The organism is Salmonella sp. A7, from assembly GCF_020181675.1.
Classification (GTDB): Bacteria; Pseudomonadota; Gammaproteobacteria; order Enterobacterales; family Enterobacteriaceae; genus Salmonella; species Salmonella enterica.
On the sequence record NZ_CP084001.1, the window covers coordinates 301,098 to 324,934 of the forward strand.

The 23,837-nt window shown below is 53.2% G+C and carries 23 protein-coding genes and 1 pseudogene; 17 read left to right on the forward strand and 7 right to left on the reverse strand.

The window, feature by feature from the left end; translation table 11 throughout:
* Positions 1-46 precede the first annotated feature (46 nt).
* From livH to ugpQ, 10 genes are all read left to right on the forward strand, one after another.
* Complete coding sequence (gene livH / locus LCS67_RS01365) at positions 47-973, forward strand: high-affinity branched-chain amino acid ABC transporter permease LivH (protein ID WP_000003007.1); 927 nt, start codon at positions 47-49, stop codon at positions 971-973.
* Positions 970-2,247 (forward strand): branched chain amino acid ABC transporter permease LivM, encoded by a 1,278-nt coding sequence (livM, locus tag LCS67_RS01370; protein WP_000803764.1) that lies wholly within the window; start codon positions 970-972, stop codon positions 2,245-2,247. The genes livH and livM overlap by 4 nt, the downstream gene beginning before the upstream one ends.
* Complete coding sequence (livG, locus tag LCS67_RS01375; RefSeq protein WP_000082083.1) at positions 2,244-3,011, forward strand: high-affinity branched-chain amino acid ABC transporter ATP-binding protein LivG; 768 nt, start codon at positions 2,244-2,246, stop codon at positions 3,009-3,011. Before livM ends, livG begins: the two co-directional genes overlap by 4 nt.
* A gap of 1 nt (position 3,012) precedes the next feature.
* Positions 3,013-3,726 carry a high-affinity branched-chain amino acid ABC transporter ATP-binding protein LivF gene (livF, locus tag LCS67_RS01380; protein ID WP_000416114.1) on the forward strand — a complete coding sequence of 238 codons (714 nt, stop codon included), beginning with the start codon at positions 3,013-3,015 and terminating at the stop codon, positions 3,724-3,726.
* Between the two features lie 163 nt (positions 3,727-3,889).
* Complete coding sequence (locus LCS67_RS01385) at positions 3,890-4,168, forward strand: hypothetical protein (RefSeq protein WP_000621258.1); 279 nt, start codon at positions 3,890-3,892, stop codon at positions 4,166-4,168.
* Between the two features lie 232 nt (positions 4,169-4,400).
* A complete protein-coding gene (ugpB, locus tag LCS67_RS01390) occupies positions 4,401-5,717 on the forward strand; it encodes a sn-glycerol-3-phosphate ABC transporter substrate-binding protein UgpB (RefSeq protein ID WP_000624747.1) in 1,317 nt (438 codons plus the stop codon).
* A 104-nt stretch (positions 5,718-5,821) separates the two neighbouring features.
* On the forward strand, positions 5,822-6,709 hold the full coding sequence (ugpA, locus tag LCS67_RS01395; RefSeq protein ID WP_000099303.1) for a sn-glycerol-3-phosphate ABC transporter permease UgpA: 888 nt from the start codon (positions 5,822-5,824) through the stop codon (positions 6,707-6,709).
* Positions 6,706-7,551 carry a sn-glycerol-3-phosphate ABC transporter permease UgpE gene (gene ugpE, locus LCS67_RS01400; protein WP_000572196.1) on the forward strand — a complete coding sequence of 282 codons (846 nt, stop codon included), beginning with the start codon at positions 6,706-6,708 and terminating at the stop codon, positions 7,549-7,551. The genes ugpA and ugpE overlap by 4 nt, the downstream gene beginning before the upstream one ends.
* A gap of 2 nt (positions 7,552-7,553) precedes the next feature.
* Positions 7,554-8,624, forward strand: coding sequence for a sn-glycerol-3-phosphate import ATP-binding protein UgpC (locus LCS67_RS01405; protein ID WP_000907832.1), 1,071 nt, complete (start codon positions 7,554-7,556; stop codon positions 8,622-8,624).
* The gene (ugpQ, locus tag LCS67_RS01410) at positions 8,621-9,361 is read left to right on the forward strand and encodes a glycerophosphodiester phosphodiesterase (protein ID WP_000073553.1); all 741 of its coding nucleotides are present in this window, start codon (positions 8,621-8,623) and stop codon (positions 9,359-9,361) included. The genes LCS67_RS01405 and ugpQ overlap by 4 nt, the downstream gene beginning before the upstream one ends.
* A 12-nt stretch (positions 9,362-9,373) precedes the next feature.
* On the opposite strand, the gene LCS67_RS01415 is transcribed toward ugpQ, so the two are convergent.
* Positions 9,374-9,790 carry a DUF2756 family protein gene (locus tag LCS67_RS01415; protein ID WP_000826035.1) on the reverse strand — a complete coding sequence of 139 codons (417 nt, stop codon included), beginning with the start codon at positions 9,788-9,790 and terminating at the stop codon, positions 9,374-9,376.
* Positions 9,791-9,915: 125 nt separating this feature from the next.
* Here LCS67_RS01415 and ggt point away from each other — a divergent pair, with 125 nt between their 5' ends.
* On the forward strand, positions 9,916-11,658 hold the full coding sequence (gene ggt, locus LCS67_RS01420; RefSeq protein WP_000805102.1) for a gamma-glutamyltransferase: 1,743 nt from the start codon (positions 9,916-9,918) through the stop codon (positions 11,656-11,658).
* Positions 11,659-11,702: 44 nt separating this feature from the next.
* Here the strand turns inward: ggt and LCS67_RS01425 are convergent, their stop codons facing one another.
* From LCS67_RS01425 to yhhY, 5 genes are all read right to left on the reverse strand, one after another.
* Complete coding sequence (locus LCS67_RS01425) at positions 11,703-12,737, reverse strand: phosphotriesterase (protein WP_000675715.1); 1,035 nt, start codon at positions 12,735-12,737, stop codon at positions 11,703-11,705.
* A complete protein-coding gene (locus LCS67_RS01430; RefSeq protein WP_001038949.1) occupies positions 12,734-13,705 on the reverse strand; it encodes a DMT family transporter in 972 nt (323 codons plus the stop codon). The genes LCS67_RS01425 and LCS67_RS01430 overlap by 4 nt, the downstream gene beginning before the upstream one ends.
* Before the next feature lie 53 nt (positions 13,706-13,758).
* Positions 13,759-14,520: a glutamine amidotransferase gene (locus LCS67_RS01435; RefSeq protein WP_001066509.1), complete on the reverse strand. Its 762-nt coding sequence runs from the start codon at positions 14,518-14,520 to the stop codon at positions 13,759-13,761.
* Between the two features lie 15 nt (positions 14,521-14,535).
* Positions 14,536-15,750, reverse strand: a complete 1,215-nt coding sequence (locus tag LCS67_RS01440) for a PfkB family carbohydrate kinase (protein ID WP_000667447.1) — start codon at positions 15,748-15,750, stop codon at positions 14,536-14,538.
* A gap of 264 nt (positions 15,751-16,014) precedes the next feature.
* Positions 16,015-16,503: an N-acetyltransferase gene (gene yhhY, locus LCS67_RS01445; RefSeq protein WP_001290279.1), complete on the reverse strand. Its 489-nt coding sequence runs from the start codon at positions 16,501-16,503 to the stop codon at positions 16,015-16,017.
* A gap of 467 nt (positions 16,504-16,970) precedes the next feature.
* On the opposite strand from yhhY, the gene LCS67_RS01450 reads away from it, so the two are divergent.
* From LCS67_RS01450 to gntU, 5 genes are all read left to right on the forward strand, one after another.
* Positions 16,971-18,008, forward strand: coding sequence for an oxidoreductase (locus LCS67_RS01450; protein ID WP_000172381.1), 1,038 nt, complete (start codon positions 16,971-16,973; stop codon positions 18,006-18,008).
* Between the two features lie 123 nt (positions 18,009-18,131).
* Positions 18,132-18,827: a pirin family protein gene (locus tag LCS67_RS01455; protein ID WP_000639793.1), complete on the forward strand. Its 696-nt coding sequence runs from the start codon at positions 18,132-18,134 to the stop codon at positions 18,825-18,827.
* Between the two features lie 129 nt (positions 18,828-18,956).
* Positions 18,957-19,952: a gluconate operon transcriptional repressor GntR gene (gene gntR / locus LCS67_RS01460; RefSeq protein WP_000730239.1), complete on the forward strand. Its 996-nt coding sequence runs from the start codon at positions 18,957-18,959 to the stop codon at positions 19,950-19,952.
* A gap of 138 nt (positions 19,953-20,090) precedes the next feature.
* Positions 20,091-20,624, forward strand: a complete 534-nt coding sequence (gene gntK / locus LCS67_RS01465; RefSeq protein ID WP_000108342.1) for a gluconokinase — start codon at positions 20,091-20,093, stop codon at positions 20,622-20,624.
* Positions 20,621-21,961 (forward strand): gluconate transporter, encoded by a 1,341-nt coding sequence (gntU, locus tag LCS67_RS01470; RefSeq protein WP_000105950.1) that lies wholly within the window; start codon positions 20,621-20,623, stop codon positions 21,959-21,961. Before gntK ends, gntU begins: the two co-directional genes overlap by 4 nt.
* Here gntU and LCS67_RS01475 read toward each other — a convergent pair.
* Positions 21,884-22,258 (reverse strand): annotated as a pseudogene (locus LCS67_RS01475) (MarC family protein); the annotation flags it as partial. The gene gntU and the pseudogene LCS67_RS01475 sit on opposite strands and share 78 nt — an antisense overlap.
* A gap of 126 nt (positions 22,259-22,384) precedes the next feature.
* Here LCS67_RS01475 and asd point away from each other — a divergent pair.
* Positions 22,385-23,491, forward strand: a complete 1,107-nt coding sequence (gene asd, locus LCS67_RS01480) for an aspartate-semialdehyde dehydrogenase (protein ID WP_000799940.1) — start codon at positions 22,385-22,387, stop codon at positions 23,489-23,491.
* The last annotated feature ends 346 nt before the right edge of the window (positions 23,492-23,837 follow it).

The window sequence follows — 23,837 nt, forward strand, 5'->3', positions numbered from 1 at the left end:
GTTATCCCACCGCCCGCACGCCGGGCGGGTTTAAAAAGGTTACCTTATGTCCGAGCAGTTTCTCTATTTCTTGCAGCAGATGTTTAACGGCGTCACGCTGGGGAGCACCTACGCGCTGATTGCTATCGGTTATACGATGGTGTACGGCATTATCGGCATGATCAACTTCGCTCATGGCGAGGTGTATATGATCGGCAGCTACGTCTCTTTTATGATCATCGCCGCGCTAATGATGATGGGAATAGACACCAGTTGGCTCCTGGTGGCCGCCGGATTTATCGGCGCGATTATTATTGCCAGCGCCTACGGCTGGAGTATCGAGCGAGTCGCTTACCGGCCTGTGCGCAACTCCAAGCGCCTGATCGCCCTGATTTCCGCCATCGGGATGTCTATCTTTCTGCAAAACTACGTCAGCCTGACGGAAGGTTCGCGCGACGTGGCGTTACCCAGCCTGTTTAACGGCCAGTGGATTGTGGGCAGCAGCGAAAACTTTTCCGCGTCCATCACCACCATGCAGGCGGTTATCTGGATAGTCACCTTTCTGGCTATGCTGGCGCTCACCATTTTCATTCGCTACTCCCGGATGGGCCGCGCCTGCCGCGCCTGCGCGGAGGATCTGAAAATGGCCAGCCTGCTCGGCATTAATACCGACCGCGTCATTGCGCTAACGTTTGTTATCGGCGCGGCAATGGCGGCGGTGGCGGGTGTGCTGCTTGGGCAATTTTACGGCGTGATTAACCCCTACATCGGTTTTATGGCCGGGATGAAAGCGTTCACCGCGGCGGTGCTGGGCGGTATTGGCAGCATTCCGGGCGCGATGATCGGCGGTCTGATTTTGGGCGTTGCCGAAGCGCTCTCGTCTGCATATTTAAGTACCGAATATAAAGATGTCGTGTCGTTCGCTCTGCTGATTCTGGTACTGCTGGTGATGCCGACCGGTATCCTGGGGCGTCCGGAGGTAGAGAAAGTATGAAACCGATGCATATTGCGATGGCTCTGTTCTCTGCGGCGATGTTCTTCGTTCTGGCTGGCGTCTTCATGGGCGTACAACTGGAGCTGGACGGCACCAAACTGGTGGTGGATACCGCCGCCGACATCCGTTGGCAGTGGATCTTTATCGGTACGGCAGTGGTTTTTTTCTTTCAGTTGCTGCGTCCGATGTTCCAGAAAGCGGTGAAGCACGTCTCCGGACCGAAGTTTATTCTGCCGGCGATCGATGGCTCTACCGTTAAGCAAAAGCTGTTTCTGATGGCGTTGCTGGTTATCGCCGTGGCGTGGCCGTTTATGGTGTCGCGCGGTAGCGTGGATATCGCCACTATGACCATGATTTATATCATCCTCGGTCTGGGGCTGAACGTGGTGGTGGGGCTGTCCGGCCTGCTGGTATTGGGCTACGGCGGCTTTTACGCCATCGGCGCTTATACCTTTGCGCTGCTCAACCACTATTATGGTTTGGGTTTCTGGACCTGCCTGCCGCTGGCGGGACTGGTCTCCGCCGCCGCTGGTTTCCTGCTCGGCTTCCCGGTACTGCGCCTGCGCGGCGACTATCTGGCGATTGTGACGCTCGGCTTCGGCGAAATCGTCCGTATCCTGCTGCTCAACAACACTGAAATTACCGGCGGCCCGAACGGTATCAGCCAGATCCCCAAACCGACGCTGTTTGGTCTGGAGTTTAGCCGCAACACCCGCGAAGGCGGCTGGGATACCTTCAGCAATTTCTTTGGCGTGAAGTACGACCCATCCGACCGGGTCATTTTCCTCTATCTGGTGGCCCTGTTGCTGGTGGTCCTGTCGCTGTTTGTCATTAACCGCCTGCTGCGTATGCCGCTGGGCCGGGCGTGGGAAGCGTTGCGTGAAGATGAGATCGCCTGTCGCTCATTAGGTTTAAGCCCGACGCGCATCAAGCTGACCGCTTTTACTATCAGCGCCGCGTTTGCCGGTTTCGCCGGGACGTTGTTTGCCGCCCGCCAGGGCTTTGTCAGCCCGGAATCCTTCACCTTCGCCGAATCCGCCTTCGTGCTGGCGATTGTGGTGCTGGGCGGAATGGGCTCGCAGTTTGCGGTGATCCTGGCGGCGGTTCTGTTGGTGGTGTCGCGCGAGTTGATGCGCGATTTCAACGAATACAGCATGTTGATGCTCGGCGGTTTGATGGTGTTGATGATGATCTGGCGCCCGCAGGGATTGCTGCCGATGACGCGTCCGCAGTTGAAGCTGAAAAGTGGTCAGGCGAAAGGAGAGCAGGCATGAGTCAGCCATTATTAGCGGTTAACGGCCTGATGATGCGCTTTGGCGGTTTGCTGGCGGTCAACAATGTATCGCTGGAATTGCGTGAGCGGGAAATTGTGTCGCTGATTGGCCCTAACGGCGCGGGTAAAACGACGGTGTTTAACTGCCTGACCGGTTTTTATAAGCCGACAGGCGGTACGATCACGTTGCGCGAGCGGCATCTGGAAGGATTGCCGGGCCAGCAGATCGCCCGCATGGGCGTGGTACGCACTTTCCAGCATGTGCGCCTGTTTCGAGAAATGACGGTGATTGAAAACCTGCTGGTGGCGCAGCACCAGCAACTGAAAACGGGCCTCTTTTCCGGCCTGTTGAAAACGCCCGCTTTCCGCCGCGCGCAAAGTGAAGCGCTGGACCGCGCGGCGACCTGGCTTGAGCGTATTGGCCTGCTGGAACATGCCAACCGCCAGGCCAGTAATCTGGCCTACGGCGACCAGCGCCGGCTGGAGATTGCCCGCTGCATGGTGACGCAGCCAGAAATTCTGATGCTCGACGAACCGGCGGCTGGTCTTAACCCGAAAGAGACCAAAGAGCTGGATGAGCTGATTGCCGAACTACGTAACCATCACAACACCACTATCCTGCTGATTGAACACGATATGAAGCTGGTGATGGGCATTTCCGATCGCATTTACGTGGTGAACCAGGGCACGCCGCTGGCGAACGGCACGCCGGAAGAGATCCGCAACAACCCGGACGTCATCCGCGCTTATCTGGGTGAGGCATAAGATGGAAAAAACGATGTTAACGTTTGAAAAAGTCAGCGCCCACTACGGCAAGATTCAGGCGCTGCACGACGTCAGTCTGCACATCAACCAGGGGGAAATCGTTACCCTGATTGGCGCTAACGGCGCGGGGAAAACGACGCTGCTTGGCACCTTGTGCGGCGATCCGCGCGCCTCCAGCGGACGGGTGGTGTTTGACGGTAAAGACATCACCGACTGGCAGACGGCGAAAATCATGCGTGAAGCGGTGGCGATAGTACCGGAAGGGCGGCGCGTCTTCTCGCGGATGACGGTGGAAGAGAACCTGGCGATGGGCGGTTTTTTTGCCGAGCGCGATCGGTTTCAGGAGCGTATCAAATGGGTGTACGAGCTGTTTCCGCGCCTGCATGAACGCCGTATCCAACGAGCGGGTACCATGTCCGGCGGCGAACAGCAGATGCTGGCGATTGGCCGCGCGCTGATGAGCCAGCCGAGGCTATTGCTGCTGGATGAACCGTCGCTGGGGCTGGCGCCGATCATCATCCAGCAGATCTTCGACACCATTGAGCAGTTGCGCGAGCAGGGTATGACCATCTTCCTTGTCGAGCAAAACGCTAACCAGGCGCTGAAGCTCGCCGACCGCGGTTATGTGCTGGAAAACGGCCACGTGGTGCTATCCGATACCGGTGATGCACTGCTGGCGAACGAAGCGGTGCGCAGCGCCTATCTGGGAGGATAAGGCGCAGTTTACAGCTGCCATCTGGCAAACGCGCCCGGTGGCGCTACCGCTTACCGGACCTGGCGGATTACTCGCCATTCGGCAAATCAGTAGAACATTTTTCGTACCAATATGTTATAGTTGAGAATAGTTATCAACTATAACCACCGAAGAAGGAGCAAGGATGATACGTTCAGGCGCCTGCATAATGGGAACGCTGTTGTTCGCGGCTTCGTTCAGTGTTAACGCCTTAACCTCAAACGATTTTGATCCCCGCGATCCTGCTATCTGGCAAGAAGAAACCGCAACGCCTAATCCACTGGCCGCAACGACCTGCGAAGTGCGTCATCATCCGGATTGTGCAACGTGGGAGGATGAAAAATCCGACATTCAGCGTGAACGCGAGCGGCGAGATCAGCGGCGCTTACAAAATCAGTACAAAAAGTATTCTCATCGTGATTAACTGCTGACGCCAGCCAAATAACGCATGTCTGGTCAGCATTACGCTGTCAGACGTGCCGTAGCTCCCACTTTTCTTTTCCGGCGCTTTCACTGCCTTGCCATCTCTCTGTCGCCTTACTATCTTTTTTTTGTAATAAAAAAGTTATTTTTCTGTCATTCGAGCATGTCATGTTACCCCCGCGAACATAAAACGCGTGATATCGCGCATCCCGGCACAAAAAGAGAGATAACCGATGATATCGTTACGACATACAGCTTTAGGACTGGCGCTGAGTCTGGCATTTACGGGTCAGGCGTTGGCCGTCACCACTATTCCATTCTGGCATTCAATGGAAGGGGAGTTAGGCAAAGAAGTTGATTCACTGGCGCAACGTTTCAACCAGGCCAATCCGGATTACAAAATCGTTCCGGTCTATAAGGGGAACTATGAACAGAACCTGAGCGCCGGGATCGCGGCATTCCGTACCGGCAACGCGCCGGCAATATTGCAGGTTTATGAGGTTGGGACGGCGACCATGATGGCCTCGAAAGCCATTAAGCCGGTTTATGAAGTGTTTAAAGACGCCGGTATTAACTTTGACGAGTCCCAGTTTGTACCAACCGTTGCAGGCTACTACACCGATGCTAAAAGCGGGCATCTGCTCTCCCAGCCCTTTAACAGCTCCACGCCGGTACTGTACTACAACAAAGACGCCTTTAAGAAAGCCGGTTTAGATCCGGAACAGCCGCCGAAAACCTGGCAGGAGCTGGCTGACTATACCGCGAAACTGAGAGCGGCAGGCATGAAATGCGGTTACGCCAGCGGCTGGCAAGGCTGGATCCAACTGGAAAACTTCAGCGCCTGGAACGGTCTCCCCTTCGCCAGTAAAAACAATGGATTTGACGGTACAGATGCGGTGCTGGAGTTTAATAAGCCAGAGCAGGTGAAACATATCGCGCTGCTGGAAGAGATGAATAAAAAAGGCGATTTTAGCTATGTTGGGCGTAAGGACGAGTCTACCGAGAAGTTTTATAACGGTGACTGCGCGATGACAACCGCGTCCTCCGGTTCGCTCGCCAATATCCGCCAGTATGCCAAATTTAACTATGGCGTGGGTATGATGCCGTACGACGCTGATATCAAGGGCGCGCCGCAAAACGCCATTATCGGCGGAGCCAGCCTATGGGTCATGCAGGGTAAAGATAAAGAAACCTATACCGGCGTCGCCAAATTCCTCGACTTCCTGGCAAAACCGGAAAACGCTGCTGAATGGCATCAAAAAACTGGCTACCTGCCGATTACCACCGCCGCCTACGAGCTGACCCGCGAGCAGGGTTATTACGATAAAAACCCCGGTGCGGATATCGCCACTCGCCAGATGTTGAATAAGCCGCCGTTACCCTTCACCAAAGGCTTGCGTCTGGGCAATATGCCGCAGATTCGTACTATCGTGGACGAAGAGCTGGAAAGCGTCTGGACCGGGAAGAAAACCCCACAACAGGCGTTGGATACCGCGGTGGATCGCGGGAATCAGTTACTGCGTCGTTTTGAGAAAGCGAGCAAATCTTAAGTGTATAAGTGCCTGATGGCGCTGCGCTTATCAGGCCTACAGCGTTTGTAGGCCGGATAAGGTGCTTGCACCGCCATCCGACACCTTCCAGGAAAAGAACCTTCATGTCATCATCCCGTCCGGTGTTCCGCTCGCGCTGGCTGCCGTATTTACTGGTTGCCCCGCAGTTGGTTATCACCGTTATTTTCTTTATCTGGCCTGCGGGCGAAGCGCTGTGGTATTCGCTGCAAAGCGTCGATCCGTTTGGTTTTTCCAGCCAATTTGTCGGGCTGGAGAATTTCGTCGCGCTTTTTCACGACAGTTATTATCTCGACGCCTTCTGGACTACGATTAAATTCAGCGCGCTGGTCACGTTTAGCGGCCTGCTGGTCTCGTTGTTTTTCGCCGCCCTGGTGGATTACGTGGTGCGCGGCAGCCGTTTTTATCAGACGCTGATGCTGCTGCCTTATGCCGTCGCGCCCGCCGTCGCCGCCGTATTGTGGATTTTCCTGTTTAACCCGGGGCGGGGATTAATCACCCATTTCCTCGGCGAATTCGGCTATGACTGGAACCACGCGCAAAACAGCGGTCAGGCGATGTTCCTGGTGGTATTTGCGTCAGTCTGGAAGCAGATTAGTTACAACTTTTTATTCTTCTTTGCCGCGCTGCAATCTATTCCCCGCTCGCTGGTGGAAGCGGCGGCCATTGACGGCGCCGGGCCGATTCGTCGTTTCTTCCGGCTTTCTTTGCCGCTTATTGCGCCGGTCAGTTTCTTCCTGCTGGTGGTCAACCTGGTGTATGCCTTTTTCGACACCTTCCCGGTGATCGACGCCGCGACCGCCGGCGGGCCGGTACAAGCCACCACGACGCTGATTTATAAGATTTATCGCGAAGGGTTTACCGGTCTGGATCTCTCGGCGTCCGCCGCGCAGTCGGTGGTGTTGATGTTCCTCGTCATCATTCTGACGGTGGTGCAGTTCCGCTATGTGGAAAGTAAGGTGCGTTACCAATGATAGAGAATCGTCGCGGGCTGACAATATTCAGCCATACCATGCTGATTCTGGGGATCGCGGTCATTTTGTTTCCTCTGTATGTCGCGTTTGTCGCGGCAACGCTGGACGACCGCGCGGTGTTTGAGACGCCGATGACGCTGCTTCCCGGCACGCAGTTACTGGAGAATATCAAAACTATTTGGGTCAACGGCGTCGGTGTTAATAGCGCGCCATTCTGGCTGATGATGCTTAACAGTTTCATTATGGCGTTCAGCATTACGGTAGGCAAAATCACGGTATCTATGCTTTCCGCATTCGCCATCGTCTGGTTTCGTTTTCCCCTGCGTAACCTGTTCTTCTGGATGATTTTTATCACCCTGATGCTACCGGTTGAAGTACGTATCTTCCCGACGGTGGAAGTGATCGCCAACCTGAAAATGCTCGACAGCTATGCTGGTCTGACGCTACCGCTGATGGCGTCCGCTACCGCCACTTTCCTGTTTCGTCAGTTCTTCATGACGCTTCCGGATGAACTGGTGGAGGCGGCCCGTATTGACGGCGCGTCGCCGATGCGCTTTTTCCGCGACATCGTGTTGCCGCTGTCAAAAACCAACCTGGCGGCGTTATTCGTCATCACCTTTATCTACGGCTGGAACCAGTATCTGTGGCCGCTGTTGATTATCACCGACGTGAATCTTGGCACTGCCGTAGCGGGTATCAAAGGGATGATCGCTACCGGCGAAGGTACCACGCAATGGAACCAGGTGATGGCGGCAATGCTGCTCACCCTTATCCCTCCGGTCGTAATTGTGTTAGCCATGCAACGGGCGTTTGTGCGTGGTTTAGTGGACAGTGAGAAATAAAAATGGCTGGTTTAAAACTACAGGCAGTAACCAAAAGCTGGGACGGCAAAACCCAGGTCATTCAACCGTTAACGCTGGACGTGGCGGATGGCGAATTTATCGTGATGGTCGGGCCGTCCGGCTGCGGCAAATCAACGTTGTTGCGGATGGTGGCCGGTCTGGAACGCGTGACCGGCGGCGATATCTGGATTGATCGCAAACGGGTCACCGAGATGGAGCCCAAAGATCGCGGCATCGCGATGGTATTTCAGAACTATGCTCTCTATCCCCATATGAGCGTAGAGGAGAACATGGCGTGGGGACTAAAAATTCGCGGTATGAGCAAAGCGCATATTGAAGAACGCGTGCGGGAGGCGGCGCGCATTCTGGAGCTGGACGGCCTGCTTAAACGCCGTCCACGCGAGCTTTCCGGCGGTCAACGGCAGCGCGTGGCAATGGGGCGCGCGATCGTCCGCGAGCCGGCAGTCTTCTTATTCGACGAACCGCTCTCTAACCTCGACGCCAAGCTGCGCGTGCAGATGCGTCTGGAGTTACAACATCTGCATCGTCGTCTTCGTACCACCTCGCTCTATGTTACTCACGATCAGGTAGAGGCGATGACGCTGGCCCAGCGGGTGATGGTGATGAATAAAGGCGTCGCAGAACAGATTGGCACGCCGGTAGAGGTGTATGAAAAACCGGCCAGTCGCTTCGTGGCGAGCTTTATCGGCAGCCCGGCGATGAACCTGTTGGACGGCGTTATCAGCGCTTCCGGCGACCGTTTCGAATTGCCTGGCGGTCTGGCGTTGCCGATAGGTGCGGGCTATCGGGGTCATGCCGGACGTAAAATGACGCTAGGTATCCGCCCGGAGCATATTGCGTTAAGCTCGCAGGCGGAAGGCGGCGTGCCGTTAACGGTAGACACGCTGGAGATTCTGGGCGCGGATAATCTGGCGCATGGGCGCTGGGGCGATCAGAAACTGGTGGTGCGGTTGGCGCATCAGCAGCGCCCGGCAGCGGGCAGTACGCTATGGCTGCATCTGCCGGAACATCAGCGGCATCTTTTTGATGGCGAAACAGGACAACGTGTATGAGTAACTGGCCTTATCCCCACATTGTCGCCCATCGCGGCGGCGGTAAACTGGCGCCGGAAAACACTCTGGCGGCGATTGACGTGGGCGCGCGATACGGGCACACCATGATTGAGTTTGATGCCAAGCTGTCGAAAGACGGCGAAATTTTCCTGCTGCATGACGATAACCTGGAGCGCACCAGCAACGGTTGGGGCGTGGCGGGCGAGTTGAACTGGCAGGATTTATTGCGTGTGGACGCTGGCGGTTGGTTTAGCGGCGAATTTAAAGGCGAGCCGCTGCCGTTGCTTTCGCAGGTGGCGGAGCGCTGCCGTAAACACGGCATGATGGCGAATATTGAGATCAAACCGACAACGGGGAGCGGAAGGCTAACAGGACGCGTCGTGGCGTTGGCCGCCCGCGAACTGTGGGCCAGGATGACGCCGCCGCTGCTTTCTTCCTTTGAGATAGAGGCGCTGGAAGCGGCGCAGGCGGCAGCACCTGAACTGCCGCGCGGGTTACTGCTGGATAAATGGCGTGAAGACTGGCGTGAACTGACGACCCGTCTGGGCTGTGTTTCCCTCCATCTCAACCATAAATTACTCGATGAGACGCGAGTGCAAGAGATTAAGGCCGCGGGTCTGCGGATTCTGGTGTATACCGTCAATCAGCCCCAGCGGGCGGCAGAGCTGCTGCGCTGGGGCGTGGATTGTATCTGCACCGATCGCATTGATGACATCGGCCCTCACTTTCAGTTTTAAGGGCCGTCAGTTTTAAGGGCTGATGGTTTTCAGCGGGATGTCAGGCTGCGGCGTACCGCTGCCCTGCTGCAACATTGGCTGGGAATGGTTTAGCATCCGGTCCGGATTTCCGCTGCCGCTGAGCATTCCGCCCTGCGTATTGGGCAGCGTTTGCTGACCGAGCATACCGTTGCCCGGCTGTCCCTGCTGAACCCGCTGCGTATTGGCATTCAACTGCGACTGTAGATTTTGCTGCTGGCTGCGCGCCTGCGTTTGCATCTGTTGTTTCAACATACCCTGCTGCTGAATCTGCTGCGTTTGCATCTGCGTCTGCATACGCTGCTGGCTGGGAATCTTATAACCTGGCTGATTAGGATTATTCATAGTGTTAATTGGCTGGGCCAATACAGCAAAGGGTAACAAAGCCGTAATAAGTAGTAAGCGTTTCATTGTCGTCTCCTCCCGATGAGGCCTCTTTTTAAGTGTACCTCTATTTCGCCATGATGATGATTTTTTAAGCGTTGTGGACCAGGATTAAACGGGACATACACCCATTTATCTGGAGAAAAACAACGATGAAACCAACGTTTATGCGCTGGGTGGCGATCGCCGCTCTGCTGGCCGGGGGGACGTTTAGCGCGGTGGCCAATCCTCCCGTCGCGCCGCCAGTCTCCTATGGTGTTGAAGAAGATGTCTTTCATCCTGTGCGGGCGACGCAAGGGATGGTGGCGTCCGTGGATGCAATGGCGACGCAGGTTGGCGTGGATATCTTAAAGCAGGGCGGTAATGCTGTGGATGCCGCCGTCGCCGTGGGCTATGCGCTGGCTGTCACGCATCCGCAAGCCGGGAATCTGGGCGGCGGGGGATTTATGCTGCTGCGCACTAAAGATGGCGCTACTACGGCGATTGATTTTCGTGAAATGGCGCCTGCTGGCGCGACCCGTGATATGTTCCTCGACGAGCAGGGTAACGCCGATGCGAAAAAGTCGCTGACGTCGCATCTGGCATCCGGTACGCCGGGTACCGTGGCGGGGTTCTCGCTGGCGCTGGAGAAATACGGCACGATGCCGCTGAATAAAGTGGTGCGTCCGGCGATGAAGCTGGCGGAAGAGGGTTTTGTGGTTAACGATGCGCTGGCCGACGACTTAAAAACTTACGGCAGCGAAGTGATCCCTAATCATGAAAACAGCAAAGCCATTTTCTGGAAAGACGGCGAGCCGCTGAAAAAAGGCGATAAGCTGGTCCAGAAGAATCTGGCGAAAAGCCTGGAAATGATTGCCGAAAACGGCCCGGATGTGTTTTATAAAGGGGCGATTGCCGACCAGATTGCCGGGGAAATGCAGAAGAACGGCGGTCTGATGACCAAAGAGGATTTAGCCAGCTATAAAGCCGTTGAGCGTACGCCAATCAGTGGTGACTATCGCGAGTATCAGGTCTTCTCCATGCCGCCGCCATCCTCGGGCGGTATTCACATCGTACAGATCCTGAATATCCTCGAAAATTTCGACATGAAGAAGTACGGCTTTGGCAGCGCCGATGCCATGCAAATCATGGCGGAAGCGGAAAAATACGCCTATGCCGACCGCTCAGAGTATCTGGGCGATCCGGACTTTGTGAAAGTGCCGTGGCAGGCGCTGACCCACAAAGCCTATGCGAAAACGCTGGCCGATCAAATTGATATCAACAAGGCCAAACCTTCCAGCCAGATAAAACCGGGCAAGCTCGCCCCGTATGAAAGCAACCAGACCACCCACTTCTCGGTGGTGGATAAAGACGGCAATGCCGTGGCGGTGACCTATACCCTGAACACCACCTTCGGCACAGGAATTGTGGCGGGAAATACCGGTATTCTGCTGAATAATCAAATGGATGATTTTTCTGCTAAACCCGGTGTACCTAATGTTTATGGCCTGGTGGGCGGCGATGCTAACGCGGTCGGTCCGAAGAAGCGTCCGCTGTCGTCGATGTCGCCGACTATCGTCGTTAAAGAGGGCAAAACCTGGCTGGTGACCGGCAGCCCTGGCGGGAGTCGAATCATCACTACCGTGCTGCAAATGGTAGTGAACAGCATTGATTTTGGTATGAACGTCGCCGAAGCGACCAACGCGCCGCGTTTCCATCATCAATGGTTGCCGGACGAACTGCGGGTAGAAAAGGGCTTCAGCCCCGATACGCTGAAGTTGCTGGAACAGAAAGGGCAGAAAGTCGCGCTGAAAGAAGCGATGGGCAGCACCCAAAGTATTATGGTTGGACCGGATGGCGAACTGTACGGCGCGTCTGACCCGCGTTCGGTGGATGATTTAACGGCGGGATACTGATTTTTAATTCCAGGCCCGGTGTCAGACACCGGGCTATTTGCAGATTATGCCGTGAGTAATCGGGCTGGATTATCAATACAAAGCTTGCGCAGAGTATCGTTGTCTACTCCGCGAGCAGCCAGATAGGCGAGGAAGACATTCGGGACAAACCCCCAGCCATTTCCGCCATTTTTCGCCCACATCTGTTTGAGAAAAACATCATGGCTTAAAACGATTTGGTCGGCGTAACCCAGTGCAATCAGATTCGCTACTGCATCTGCGGTCTCCTGAACGCCCGGCGCGACACCTTCTTTTGGGAAGGTGATGTCCAGACCAATCATGTCAAATTCAAGCCATACGCCACGGTCGAGCATTTTACGTTGATAGACGACATCTTTTCCTGAAGGGTCCGAATGCGCCAGCGAGACTTTTGCCGGAGAAACGTTCATTTCTTCCAGCACGATATCCAGCACCTCATCACCCAGTCGCAGCCACCCTGGCATATGGATATTCATCGCCGTGTGGGGGTTGTTACATTGTGCCAGAGACGCTGCCCGCAGGCTGTTACGCTCCGCTTGGGTAAACGCGGGAGATACGCCGATTTCACCGATCATGCCAGCGCGAATATCCGTCTCGCCAATACCCTGATTCAGTTCTTTATCAATGAGTGAGGCTAACAGCTCAACAGGTTTATGGATCCGGGTACTTTCAAATTTCTCCAGATAAGGTCCGGATGACGCAACGATATTCAAACCCGTTTTTAAGGCAACTTCTCGTAGCGCTGAGGCATCCCGCCCAATGGATTCTGAACCGGTGGCGTCGACAATCGTCCTGCCGCCCAAAGACATAAAGTTATTGATTTCGAAGATAACATCATCAATCTCTTTGCGGTCCATGTTATCGGCGCAGCAGTATGGGTCGTGTTTCAACCCCCACTGCAGGTCAGCACTGACTTTCTTTCCCACCAGTTGCTGTGAAAAAGTATAATGTGGCTCGTCTACGACCGAAGACAGATCGTTAAACAGATGTTCATGCGGTAGCGTCAGCCCCATATCCGTATGCGCCACCGGGCCTGTTACGGTTTGCAGGAAACCTTTCATTCTGACACCTCCATTCTTTGCGCCATTTTGGATGCTCTGTATTCAGGGATGGTGGTCACAATCGCACCGACTAACGCGAACAGCGTACCGATGATGGTGACCAGGTAGACCGTATTGCCTAATGAAGGGATCAATTCATCAATTAGCACTGAGCCAAGCAGTTGGCCTGCTGTTGACGCTACGCCCAGCATCAATAGTCCTAAGCCTCTCACCAGAATCGCCATTAGCCCGATGGACAGCAGACCCAGCGGACCACCGAGATACATCCACCATGTATCGGGTAACTGGATGGTGACATGGCCTAATGCGATACGTATCGCCAGCGCTGCGCCCAGGACACAAAAGCCGACGATGAAGTTCCATGTAATGGACACCAGCATGGAGCCCGTTGCCTCGGCGACTTTCGCATTCCCCGCAGGCTGCCAGCCAGCGAGTAACCCTGCCAAAAAGGGGAGGATAGCGAGCAGGATAAACGAGGTTGAGTGCCACTGTGGCGACACGACAAAAATGGTGGCGATAACGGCGAACAATGCGCCAGTAATGCGCCATGGCGTAAAATATTTCTTCTCCTCCACACCGATGCCAAAACGGTCGCACAGCAGGCCGGAAAGAAGCAGGGCAGAAATTAATGCCGTTTGAAAGGTGGCAACGCCCAGCGCGCTGGCGGATGCGCCTTCAGAAAATACGACCATAGCCCCGCATAATCCTGCAAACCAATTCCATAGCGGGATTTTTCTCTTTTTAATCAGAGTAGGGATTGAGGCGAATTGCTGGCGTGTTTCTTTGCGCGCAATAATAATAAAAAACATGACGACCAGACCGCTGGCAAACGAGATTACTGCGCAAGCATTACCGTCTTGTAACCAATGTCCTAACTGCCCATTAACGGCAGACTGCATCGGGGAAAGCATACCGGCTAAGATGGTGGCAAGCATCAGTAAGGGGGTTGAGTACTTATTCTTGTTCATACATCAATCCTTATATTTTATAAAAGGAGTAACTTTCGTTACTCCATTGTTTTTTATTTTCTGGCGATGAATTGAAGCGTGTTGACCCACAGGTCGGTATAAAATGGCCATGACATAAACTGCTGGGTTCCCCAGTGTGGGGAGCAGTCACTCATAAAGCAGGCGGTTTTACCCTGTTGGTATTCACCGAACACTAACAATGGGTCATTATTTATTGTTAATACGACATCGGCATCGTCTCTGGCGACGGCCTGGTTATATCCAAGAAATACCGGATAATCTGAGAACCCGTTAACAACAGGATGTTCAGGTGAGACAGCCTCAGCACAGATACCCTCTGGCTTTTCTACCCGGTCATCGCCATCAAGCATAATAACTGGCAGAACCTCAGCAAGAACGGTGTTCTTATAATTGGCTTTTGCCTCAATACCCATAAATGACAGATAACCGCCAATCATGAGTAGTCCTCCGCCATTTTTGACGTACTCTTTAATGGACTCCAGAGCGTTTGGTTTTATTTTTAGCTGATAAAATGTCTCGTTTTGCAACAGGAAGGTGTTACTACCAATGTCGCTAATAACAATCACATCGTAACGGTTTAATTCGTCAATACTCTCTGGAAAGGCAATTTGTACCGTGTGGGCAGGCATGTAATCAATATCAACGCCGCCTTTCCTCAAGCATTCCAGTAACCATGTAGCGCCTTCTTCATATTTACTGGAGGTGAAACTGTCATAACCTTTTGAATGAATCATATGAATATGCCAGGATTCTCCAATAAAGAGCACCTTTAGTTTTTTCTGCGTATTGTTCATAGTCTGCTCCTTGATTTAGTGAGTAGAGATAGTTTGTTTGTAATGTGAACCCTGAATACGATGAAGAACGGAGTCGTTTTCCGGCATATCAGAGGCATTAGGCGTTTCAACCGCAAGTGAGGCAAATGCGCTGGCGTAGCACAATGCGGATGCCAGTGACTTTCCTTTTGCAAGACCAGATGCGAGGGCGCCATTGAAAGCGTCACCCGCTCCCGCCGTATTTTTTACAACTGCCGGAAATGCCGGGGAATAGATGAATTGTGTGCCATCATAAGCAAGCGAACCTTTGCTACCTAATGTAATAATGGTATTTTTGACGCCTTTCTGATGAATAATTTTGGCCGCGCATTTGGCTGATTCGATATCATTAACCGCCATATTGGCCAGCAGGCCTGCTTCCGTTTCATTTGGCGTAATATAGTCAATGTTATCAATGATGGTGTTAACCATGTCATTGTATGGCGCTGGATTGATGATGACCGGTATGTCATTTTTTTGTGCGAGACGAATTGTTTGCTGCAGCGCTTCGTAATTCGTCTCCAGTTGGACAAGAACAATATCTGAATGAATAATGGCTTCTTTCTGAATGGTGATTTCATCAGGGGAAATTGTCATGTTGGCGCCAGGGTAGATAGCGATGACGTTATCTCCGGTATCTCCATTCACCATGATGGTTGCTGTACCTGTTTGTGTTTCTTTGGTCTGGTAGATAACACTTTTATGGATTTTTGATGAGTTTATAAAATTAATGGCGTAATCACTAAAATGGTCTGAGCCGACTTTAGTAATAAAATGCACATCAGAGTCGGCATAGCTTGCTGCTAATGCCTGATTACATCCCTTACCGCCGGGTGAAAAAATAAATTTATCGGCCAGCAATGATTCTCCCGTTGAGGGTAATCTCGGTAGATAACTGATAATATCAACATTGAACGAGCCAATAACACATACATTATTTTTCATGGCAGAGAGACCTTTTTTATTTTTCTGCGCTGATTCATATTTTTCCAGCACATAAGCAATTTCATTTTTTGCGACGTTATCAAGAGAATCAAGGGTAATAAATGCACCACCATGACAGCGAGTAAGATATCCCTGTCCGGCAAGTTCATTGAGATCTGAACGAATAGTTTCCTTTGTTACCTTGAGACTTTTCGCCAGATTTGAAACTTTTACAACTCCCGAAATACTGAGTTCCTTCAATATTCTATGATGGCGTTCAAATTTCATTTTTTACCTCACCGTGGTTAAATTAGTCCCGGGAGAAGTATATTGTTGTGATTGTCACCATAAAGTGATGGCAGAAACCAAAAAAAAACAAAAATGTAATATTAATATTGCTAAAATTACGGAAAAAACGGTGATAAAGCTTAAAGCGGCAATAACCATGAAATTCAGATGGTTATTGTTTTGATATAGGGGAAGTAGGTTGCAATAACTGGAATATTGTGAAGGTTTGTGACGTTTCGCCCCACAGGGTGGGGCGGGGAAGCGCTATTTCACGCGCGCCATAAAGTACGCATCAACGTACTCACCGTTGCGCAGGCCGTATTTCTTACCGGTGCCTTCGATTTCAAAGCCGTACTTCTTATACACCGCCACGGCGGGCTCGTTATCAACAAACACCGTTAACTCAATACGCTCGACGCGCAGCCAGTTGTCGCACATGTCGATCATCGTGCGGATCAGCGCGCTGGCAATACCGCGATTGTGCCACCGGGCATCCACGCAGATACCAAAATCGGCCACGTGGCTGCGGCGGGGACGTTGGGTGACCTGAATAGAAAGATGGCCAACGACAATATCGTCAATGCAGGCAACCAGTTGTTTAACCCCGGCTTGCTCGGTTAGCCGCGCCTGCCACATTTCGAGGGAAGGATGAGGAACCTGTAGCGTGTTGTGGTACACCTCCGGCTGGGCGTGGATCTGACGAATGGCGTCGTAATCTTTCGGTTCAGCGTGGCGTATCACTATTTCACTCATTCCTTATCTCCTGCAGGGTTAATTGTGTATTTACACTCGCTGAGAAAGAAAATTCCGTCAACCGCATTTTTTTGCAAAAAGAAGTAGACAAGTGCGAATGAGAATGATTATTATTGCCTTGCGTTCAGGGAAACCCCTACGGAGAACCTGAAAGCACGACATTGCTCACATTGCTTCCAGTATTATTTTAGCCAGCTTTTGCTGGCTTTTTTTTTGGGTTTTGTTTCAGCCTGGCTTACTTGTCATTTTGTCCCCGGGAAGTGCTCGTGCTCCCCACGTACATTTAGTACGCTCCGGGCCCTGCGCGCTTGCCGTGAACAAACTGACCGCGACGCCGACGGCCGATCTTGAGGCATCTGCTTTTGTAGGCCCAAAAAGGCAACGCCGCATCCGGCAAAGAATCCAACATTCAGTCTCTTCACGCTTTGCGCTATGGTGTAGACAATCATCTTCAAAAGGATCGTCTCATGACCTTACACTGCGCATTTATTGGATTCGGCAAAAGTACCACCCGTTACCATCTCCCCTACGTTCTGAATCGGAAAGATGCCTGGCATGTCGCGCATATTTTCCGTCGTCACGCTAAACCGGAAGAGCAGGCGCCGCAGTATTCGCATATTCACTTCACCAGCGATCTGGATGAGGTGTTGGGCGATCCGCAGGTAAAACTGGTGATCGTCTGTACGCATGCTGACAGCCATTTCGAATACGCCAAACGCGCGCTGGAAGCGGGTAAAAATGTGCTGGTTGAGAAACCTTTCACGCCGACGCTGGCGCAGGCAAAAGTGTTGTTCGACCTGGCGCGAAGCAAAGGACTGACCGTCACGCCATATCAGAATCGGCGTTTTGATTCCTGTTTTCTCACGGCTAAAAAAGCGATTGAGAGCGGGAAACTGGGCAAGATTGTCGAAGTTGAAAGCCATTTTGACTACTACCGACCCGTGGCGGAAACCAAACCGGGCCTGCCGCAGGATGGCGCTTTCTACGGACTTGGCGTCCACACCATGGATCAAATTATTTCGCTATTTGGCCGCCCGGATCATGTCGCGTATGACATTCGTAGCCTGCGTAATAAAGCGAATCCGGATGACACCTTTGAAGCGCAACTGTTTTATGGCGATTTGAAGGCTATCGTTAAAACCAGCCATCTGGTGAAAATTGATTACCCGAAATTTATCGTGCATGGGACTAAAGGTTCGTTTGTGAAGTACGGTATCGATCAACAAGAAACCAGCCTGAAAGCGAACATTATGCCCGGTGAACCCGGTTTCGCCGCTGACGAATCCGTCGGTGTGCTGGAGTATGTCAATGACGACGGCGTTACGGTGAAAGAAGAGGTGAAACCGGAAACGGGTGACTATGGTCGTGTTTATGATGCGCTGTACCAGACGTTGACCGTCGGTATGCCTAATTACGTCAAGGAATCTGAAGTTCTTACCAATCTGGAAATCCTCGAACGTGCTTTCGAACAGGCATCGCCTGCGACGATAACCCTCGCTAAATAGCCATTACAGACTCCTCTGCGCTTATTCATATTTTTTGAACAGAGGAGTCAATTTTCACCCTCTATGATCCCGGACGGAATGAGTCCACACTTATTCCATCGAAAACATCTGGGGGTGAATACAATGATCTACTTACGCAAAGCAAACGACCGCGGTCATGCGAATCATGGCTGGCTTGACTCCTGGCATACTTTTTCTTTTGCCGATTATTACGATCCGAACTTTATGGGGTTCTCGGCGCTGCGTGTGATTAACGACGATGTGATCGACGCAGGCCAGGGGTTCGGCACGCATCCGCATAAAGACATGGAAATTTTGACCTATGTGCTGGAAGGTGCCGTAGAACACCAGGACAGTATGGGCAATAAAGAACAGGTTCCGGCCGGTGAATTCCAGATTATGAGCGCCGGGACCGGCGTTCGCCACTCCGAGTACAACCCGAGCAAAACGGATCGTCTGCGGCTGTATCAGATCTGGGTCATTCCGCAAGAAACCGGCATCACGCCGCGCTACGAACAGCGTCGCTTCGACGCCGCGCAGGGCAAGCAACTGGTGCTTTCGCCAGATGCTCGCGATGGTTCGCTGAAGGTCCACCAGGATATGGAGCTGTACCGCTGGGCGCTGCTCAAAGATGAACAGTCGGTGCATCAGATTGCCGCTGAACGCCGCGTCTGGATCCAGGTGGTAAAAGGTAACGTGACCATTAACGGTACCAAAGCGACGACCAGCGACGGCCTGGCGATTTGGGATGAGCAGGCAATCTCGATTCATGCCGACAGCGACAGCGAAGTGTTGTTGTTTGACTTGCCGCCAGTCTAACGTGCTGTAACCTTTTGTAGGCCGGATAAGACGCGAAAGCGTTGCCATCCGGCTTTTCATCGTTTGTCATTAATTCCGCACGTCCGTGGTAAACTGGGCAAATCTATCCCTTTTATACCTTTCAGGACGATGAAAAAGAAAAGACCCGTACTTCAGGATGTGGCCGACCGTGTGGGCGTGACCAAAATGACGGTCAGCCGTTTTTTGCGTAATCCGGAGCAGGTCTCCGTCGCGCTGCGGGGTAAAATTGCGGCTGCGCTTGATGAGCTCGGGTACATTCCTAATCGCGCGCCTGACATTCTTTCCAACGCCACCAGCCGCGCCATTGGCGTTCTGCTGCCGTCTTTAACCAACCAGGTCTTTGCGGAAGTGTTACGCGGCATTGAGGCTGTCACCGACGCGCATGGTTATCAAACCATGCTGGCGCACTACGGCTATAAACCGGAGATGGAGCAGGAGCGCCTGGAATCGATGCTCTCCTGGAATATCGACGGCCTGATCCTCACTGAGCGTACCCATACGCCGCGCACCTTAAAAATGATCGAAGTCGCCGGGATTCCGGTGGTGGAACTGATGGACAGCCAGTCGCCGTGTCTCGATATTGCCGTTGGTTTTGACAACTTCGAGGCCGCGCGCCAGATGACCGCCGCGATTATCGCGCGCGGTCATCGTCATATCGCCTATCTGGGGGCGCGCCTCGACGAACGTACTATCATCAAGCAGAAGGGTTATGAACAGGCGATGCGGGACGCAGGCCTGGTTCCTTACAGTGTGATGATGGAGCAATCTTCATCCTACTCTTCCGGTATCGAACTCATGCGCCAGGCGCGACGCGAATACCCACAGCTTGACGGTATTTTTTGCACCAACGATGACCTGGCGGTGGGGGCGGCCTTCGAATGCCAGCGCCTGGGGCTAAAAATCCCGGACGACATGGCGATCGCCGGGTTCCACGGTCATGACATCGGCCAGGTGATGGAACCGCGTCTGGCAAGCGTCCTGACGCCGCGCGAGCGAATGGGCAGCATTGGCGCGGAACGTCTGTTGGCCCGCATTCGCGGCGAAACGGTCACGCCGAAAATGTTAGATTTAGGTTTCACCTTGTCACCGGGCGGATCTATTTAGTCTGACAACTTTGAAGTAGCTCACACTTATTCACTTTTGGCACGAATGGTCATTGCGTCGTGAATGGTGCGGTTGGACAATGTTACCGATAACAGTTACCCGTAACAAATTTTGCAACTTGTAGAGTGGGGGCCCGCTTTGAGCACGACTAATCATGATCACCACGTTTACGTTCTGATGGGCGTATCAGGCAGCGGTAAATCCGCTGTCGCAAGCGCCGTGGCGCATCAGCTTCATGCCGCGTTTCTGGACGGCGATTTTCTGCATCCGCGCTGCAATATTGAAAAAATGGCTTCCGGCGAGCCGTTGAATGATGATGACCGCAAACCGTGGTTACAGGCGCTGAACGACGCCGCTTTTGCGATGCAGCGTACCAATAAAATCTCGCTGATTGTCTGTTCCGCATTGAAAAAACATTATCGTGACCTGCTGCGCGAGGGAAACCCGAACCTCTCTTTTATCTATCTGAAAGGTGATTTCGACGTCATTGAAAGCCGTCTGAAAGCGCGCAAAGGTCATTTCTTCAAAACCCAGATGCTGGTGACGCAGTTTGAAACGCTGCAAGAGCCGGGTGCCGACGAACGCGATGTTCTGGTGGTGGATATCGACCAGCCGCTGGAAGGCGTCGTGGCGAGCACCATTGAGGTCATCAATAAAGGCAGTACGCTGTGAGTACATTAACACTGGTTTTAACCGCCGTCGGTTCCGTCTTACTGCTGCTGTTTCTCGTGATGAAGGCGCGTATGCACGCCTTCGTCGCGTTAATGGTCGTCTCAATGGGCGCGGGGCTTTTTTCAGGGATGCCGCTTGATAAAATCGCCGCGACCATGGAAAAAGGGATGGGCGGCACGCTGGGCTTCCTGGCGATTGTGGTCGCGCTGGGGGCGATGTTCGGTAAAATTCTGCATGAAACCGGCGCGGTCGATCAGATAGCCGTCAAGATGCTTAAATCCTTTGGCCATAACCGCGCGCACTATGCGATTGGCCTGGCCGGCTTGATTTGCGCGCTCCCGCTGTTCTTTGAAGTGGCGATTGTGCTGCTGATAAGCGTGGCGTTCTCAATGGCGCGTCATACCGGCACAAACCTGGTGAAGCTGGTCATTCCGCTGTTTGCGGGCGTGGCGGCAGCCGCGGCGTTTTTGTTGCCTGGGCCTGCGCCGATGCTGCTGGCTTCCCAGATGCATGCTGATTTCGGCTGGATGATCCTGATTGGGCTGTGCGCCGCCATTCCTGGCATGATTATCGCCGGGCCGCTGTGGGGGAATTTTATCAGCCGTTACGTTGAGCTGCGTATTCCTGACGACATTACCGAGCCGCATCTGGGCGAAGGCAAAATGCCTTCTTTCGGCTTCAGCCTGTCGCTGATCCTGCTGCCGTTGGTGCTGGTAGGACTGAAAACGATCGCCGCGCGTTTTGTGCCGGAAGGTTCCACCGCTTACGAATGGTTTGAGTTTATCGGCCACCCCTTCACTGCGATTCTGGTCGCTTGTCTGGTAGCGATTTACGGCCTGGCGATGCGTCAGGGGATGCCGAAAGACAAAGTGATGGAAATCTGCGGCCACGCGCTGCAACCGGCGGGCATTATTCTGCTGGTGATTGGCGCAGGCGGGGTGTTCAAACAGGTACTGGTTGACTCCGGCGTCGGCCCGGCGCTGGGCGAAGCGTTAACCGGCATGGGGCTGCCGATTGCCATTACCTGCTTTGTGCTGGCGGCGGCGGTGCGCATCATTCAGGGTTCCGCGACCGTGGCGTGTTTAACCGCGGTCGGTCTGGTGATGCCGGTCATTGAGCAACTGAATTTCTCCGGCGCGCAGATGGCGGCGCTCTCTATCTGTATCGCCGGCGGTTCAATTGTGGTTTCTCATGTTAACGACGCCGGCTTCTGGCTGTTCGGTAAATTTACCGGCGCGACCGAAGCGCAGACGCTGAAGACCTGGACGATGATGGAAACTATCCTCGGCACGGTCGGCGCGATTGTCGGAATGATTGCTTTCCAACTGCTGAGCTGAGTCTTGTTGCCCGGTGGCGCTGTGCTTACCGGGCCTGGAAACGGGCACATATCGACACCGTAAGCCGGGTAAGGCGTAATCGCTACCCGGTTTTTTTATTGAGGTGTGCATGGCAATCGCCCAACGACATTTTGCCTCGCCATGTTTCAGTACGCGCATAAAAGCAGGCAAATTTCTACGCTGATCCATAATTAGGATCAATAAAACAGCGACGGAAATGATTCCCTTCCTAACGCAAATTCCCTGATAATCGCCACTGGACTTTCTGCTTGCGCGGTAAGGCAGGATAAGTCGCATTACTGATGGCTTCGCTATCATTGATTAATTTCACTTGCGACTTTGGCTGCTTTTTGTATGGTGAAGGATGCGCCACAGGATACTGGCGCGCATACACAGCACATCTCTTTGCAGGAAAAAAACGCTATGAAAAATGTTGGTTTTATCGGCTGGCGCGGAATGGTCGGCTCTGTTCTCATGCAACGCATGGTAGAGGAGCGCGATTTCGACGCTATTCGCCCTGTTTTCTTTTCTACCTCCCAGTTTGGACAGGCGGCGCCCACCTTCGGCGACACCTCCACCGGCACGCTACAGGACGCTTTTGATCTGGATGCGCTAAAAGCGCTCGATATCATCGTGACTTGCCAGGGCGGCGATTATACCAACGAAATTTATCCAAAGCTGCGCGAAAGCGGATGGCAGGGTTACTGGATTGATGCAGCTTCTACGCTGCGCATGAAAGATGATGCCATTATTATTCTCGACCCGGTCAACCAGGACGTGATTACCGACGGCCTGAACAATGGCGTGAAGACCTTTGTGGGCGGTAACTGTACCGTTAGCCTGATGTTGATGTCGCTGGGCGGTCTCTTTGCCCATAATCTCGTTGACTGGGTATCCGTCGCGACCTATCAGGCCGCCTCCGGCGGCGGCGCGCGCCATATGCGCGAGCTGTTAACCCAAATGGGTCAGTTGTATGGCCATGTCGCCGATGAACTGGCGACGCCGTCTTCCGCAATTCTTGATATTGAACGCAAAGTTACGGCATTGACCCGCAGCGGCGAGCTGCCGGTTGATAACTTTGGCGTACCGCTGGCGGGAAGCCTGATCCCCTGGATCGACAAACAGCTCGATAACGGCCAAAGCCGCGAAGAGTGGAAAGGCCAGGCGGAAACCAACAAGATCCTCAATACTGCCTCTGTGATCCCGGTTGATGGTTTGTGTGTGCGCGTCGGCGCGCTGCGCTGTCACAGCCAGGCGTTCACCATCAAGCTGAAAAAAGAGGTATCCATTCCGACGGTGGAAGAACTGCTGGCGGCACATAATCCGTGGGCGAAAGTGGTGCCGAACGATCGTGATATCACTATGCGCGAATTAACCCCGGCGGCGGTGACCGGCACGTTGACTACGCCGGTTGGTCGTCTGCGTAAGCTGAACATGGGGCCAGAGTTCTTGTCGGCGTTTACCGTAGGCGACCAGTTGTTATGGGGTGCCGCCGAGCCGCTGCGTCGAATGCTGCGCCAGTTGGCGTAGTAGCTATTGCAGCGCTTATCGGGCCTGCGTGTGGTTCTGTAGGCCGGATAAGGCGTGTCAGCGCCGCCATCCAGCAATATCCGCCAGATAAGGTGTAGTCGGCAAGCAGACGTCAGATTGATATGTAGGGTGCATCGTCACCCTTTTTTTTGCGTAATACAGGAGTAAACGCAGATGTTTCATTTTTATCAGGAGTTAAGCAGAGCATTGGCTATTCTTTAAGGGTAGCTTAATCCCACGGGTATTAAGCCTAACCTGAAGGTAGGACGACGCAGATAGGATGCACAGTGTGCTGCGCCGTTCAGGTCAAAGAAGTGTCACTACCTGATGTTGAATTCAGTGAGAT

Coding starts and splice junctions, on each gene's coding strand:
- livH (WP_000003007.1), top strand. CDS start 47: ATGTCCGAGCAGTTTCTCTATTTCTTGCAGCAGATGTTTAACGGCGTC.
- livM (WP_000803764.1), top strand. CDS start 970: ATGAAACCGATGCATATTGCGATGGCTCTGTTCTCTGCGGCGATGTTC.
- livG (WP_000082083.1), top strand. CDS start 2,244: ATGAGTCAGCCATTATTAGCGGTTAACGGCCTGATGATGCGCTTTGGC.
- livF (WP_000416114.1), top strand. CDS start 3,013: ATGGAAAAAACGATGTTAACGTTTGAAAAAGTCAGCGCCCACTACGGC.
- LCS67_RS01385 (WP_000621258.1), top strand. CDS start 3,890: ATGATACGTTCAGGCGCCTGCATAATGGGAACGCTGTTGTTCGCGGCT.
- ugpB (WP_000624747.1), top strand. CDS start 4,401: ATGATATCGTTACGACATACAGCTTTAGGACTGGCGCTGAGTCTGGCA.
- ugpA (WP_000099303.1), top strand. CDS start 5,822: ATGTCATCATCCCGTCCGGTGTTCCGCTCGCGCTGGCTGCCGTATTTA.
- ugpE (WP_000572196.1), top strand. CDS start 6,706: ATGATAGAGAATCGTCGCGGGCTGACAATATTCAGCCATACCATGCTG.
- LCS67_RS01405 (WP_000907832.1), top strand. CDS start 7,554: ATGGCTGGTTTAAAACTACAGGCAGTAACCAAAAGCTGGGACGGCAAA.
- ugpQ (WP_000073553.1), top strand. CDS start 8,621: ATGAGTAACTGGCCTTATCCCCACATTGTCGCCCATCGCGGCGGCGGT.
- LCS67_RS01415 (WP_000826035.1), bottom strand. CDS start 9,790: ATGAAACGCTTACTACTTATTACGGCTTTGTTACCCTTTGCTGTATTG.
- ggt (WP_000805102.1), top strand. CDS start 9,916: ATGAAACCAACGTTTATGCGCTGGGTGGCGATCGCCGCTCTGCTGGCC.
- LCS67_RS01425 (WP_000675715.1), bottom strand. CDS start 12,737: ATGAAAGGTTTCCTGCAAACCGTAACAGGCCCGGTGGCGCATACGGAT.
- LCS67_RS01430 (WP_001038949.1), bottom strand. CDS start 13,705: ATGAACAAGAATAAGTACTCAACCCCCTTACTGATGCTTGCCACCATC.
- LCS67_RS01435 (WP_001066509.1), bottom strand. CDS start 14,520: ATGAACAATACGCAGAAAAAACTAAAGGTGCTCTTTATTGGAGAATCC.
- LCS67_RS01440 (WP_000667447.1), bottom strand. CDS start 15,750: ATGAAATTTGAACGCCATCATAGAATATTGAAGGAACTCAGTATTTCG.
- yhhY (WP_001290279.1), bottom strand. CDS start 16,503: ATGAGTGAAATAGTGATACGCCACGCTGAACCGAAAGATTACGACGCC.
- LCS67_RS01450 (WP_000172381.1), top strand. CDS start 16,971: ATGACCTTACACTGCGCATTTATTGGATTCGGCAAAAGTACCACCCGT.
- LCS67_RS01455 (WP_000639793.1), top strand. CDS start 18,132: ATGATCTACTTACGCAAAGCAAACGACCGCGGTCATGCGAATCATGGC.
- gntR (WP_000730239.1), top strand. CDS start 18,957: ATGAAAAAGAAAAGACCCGTACTTCAGGATGTGGCCGACCGTGTGGGC.
- asd (WP_000799940.1), top strand. CDS start 22,385: ATGAAAAATGTTGGTTTTATCGGCTGGCGCGGAATGGTCGGCTCTGTT.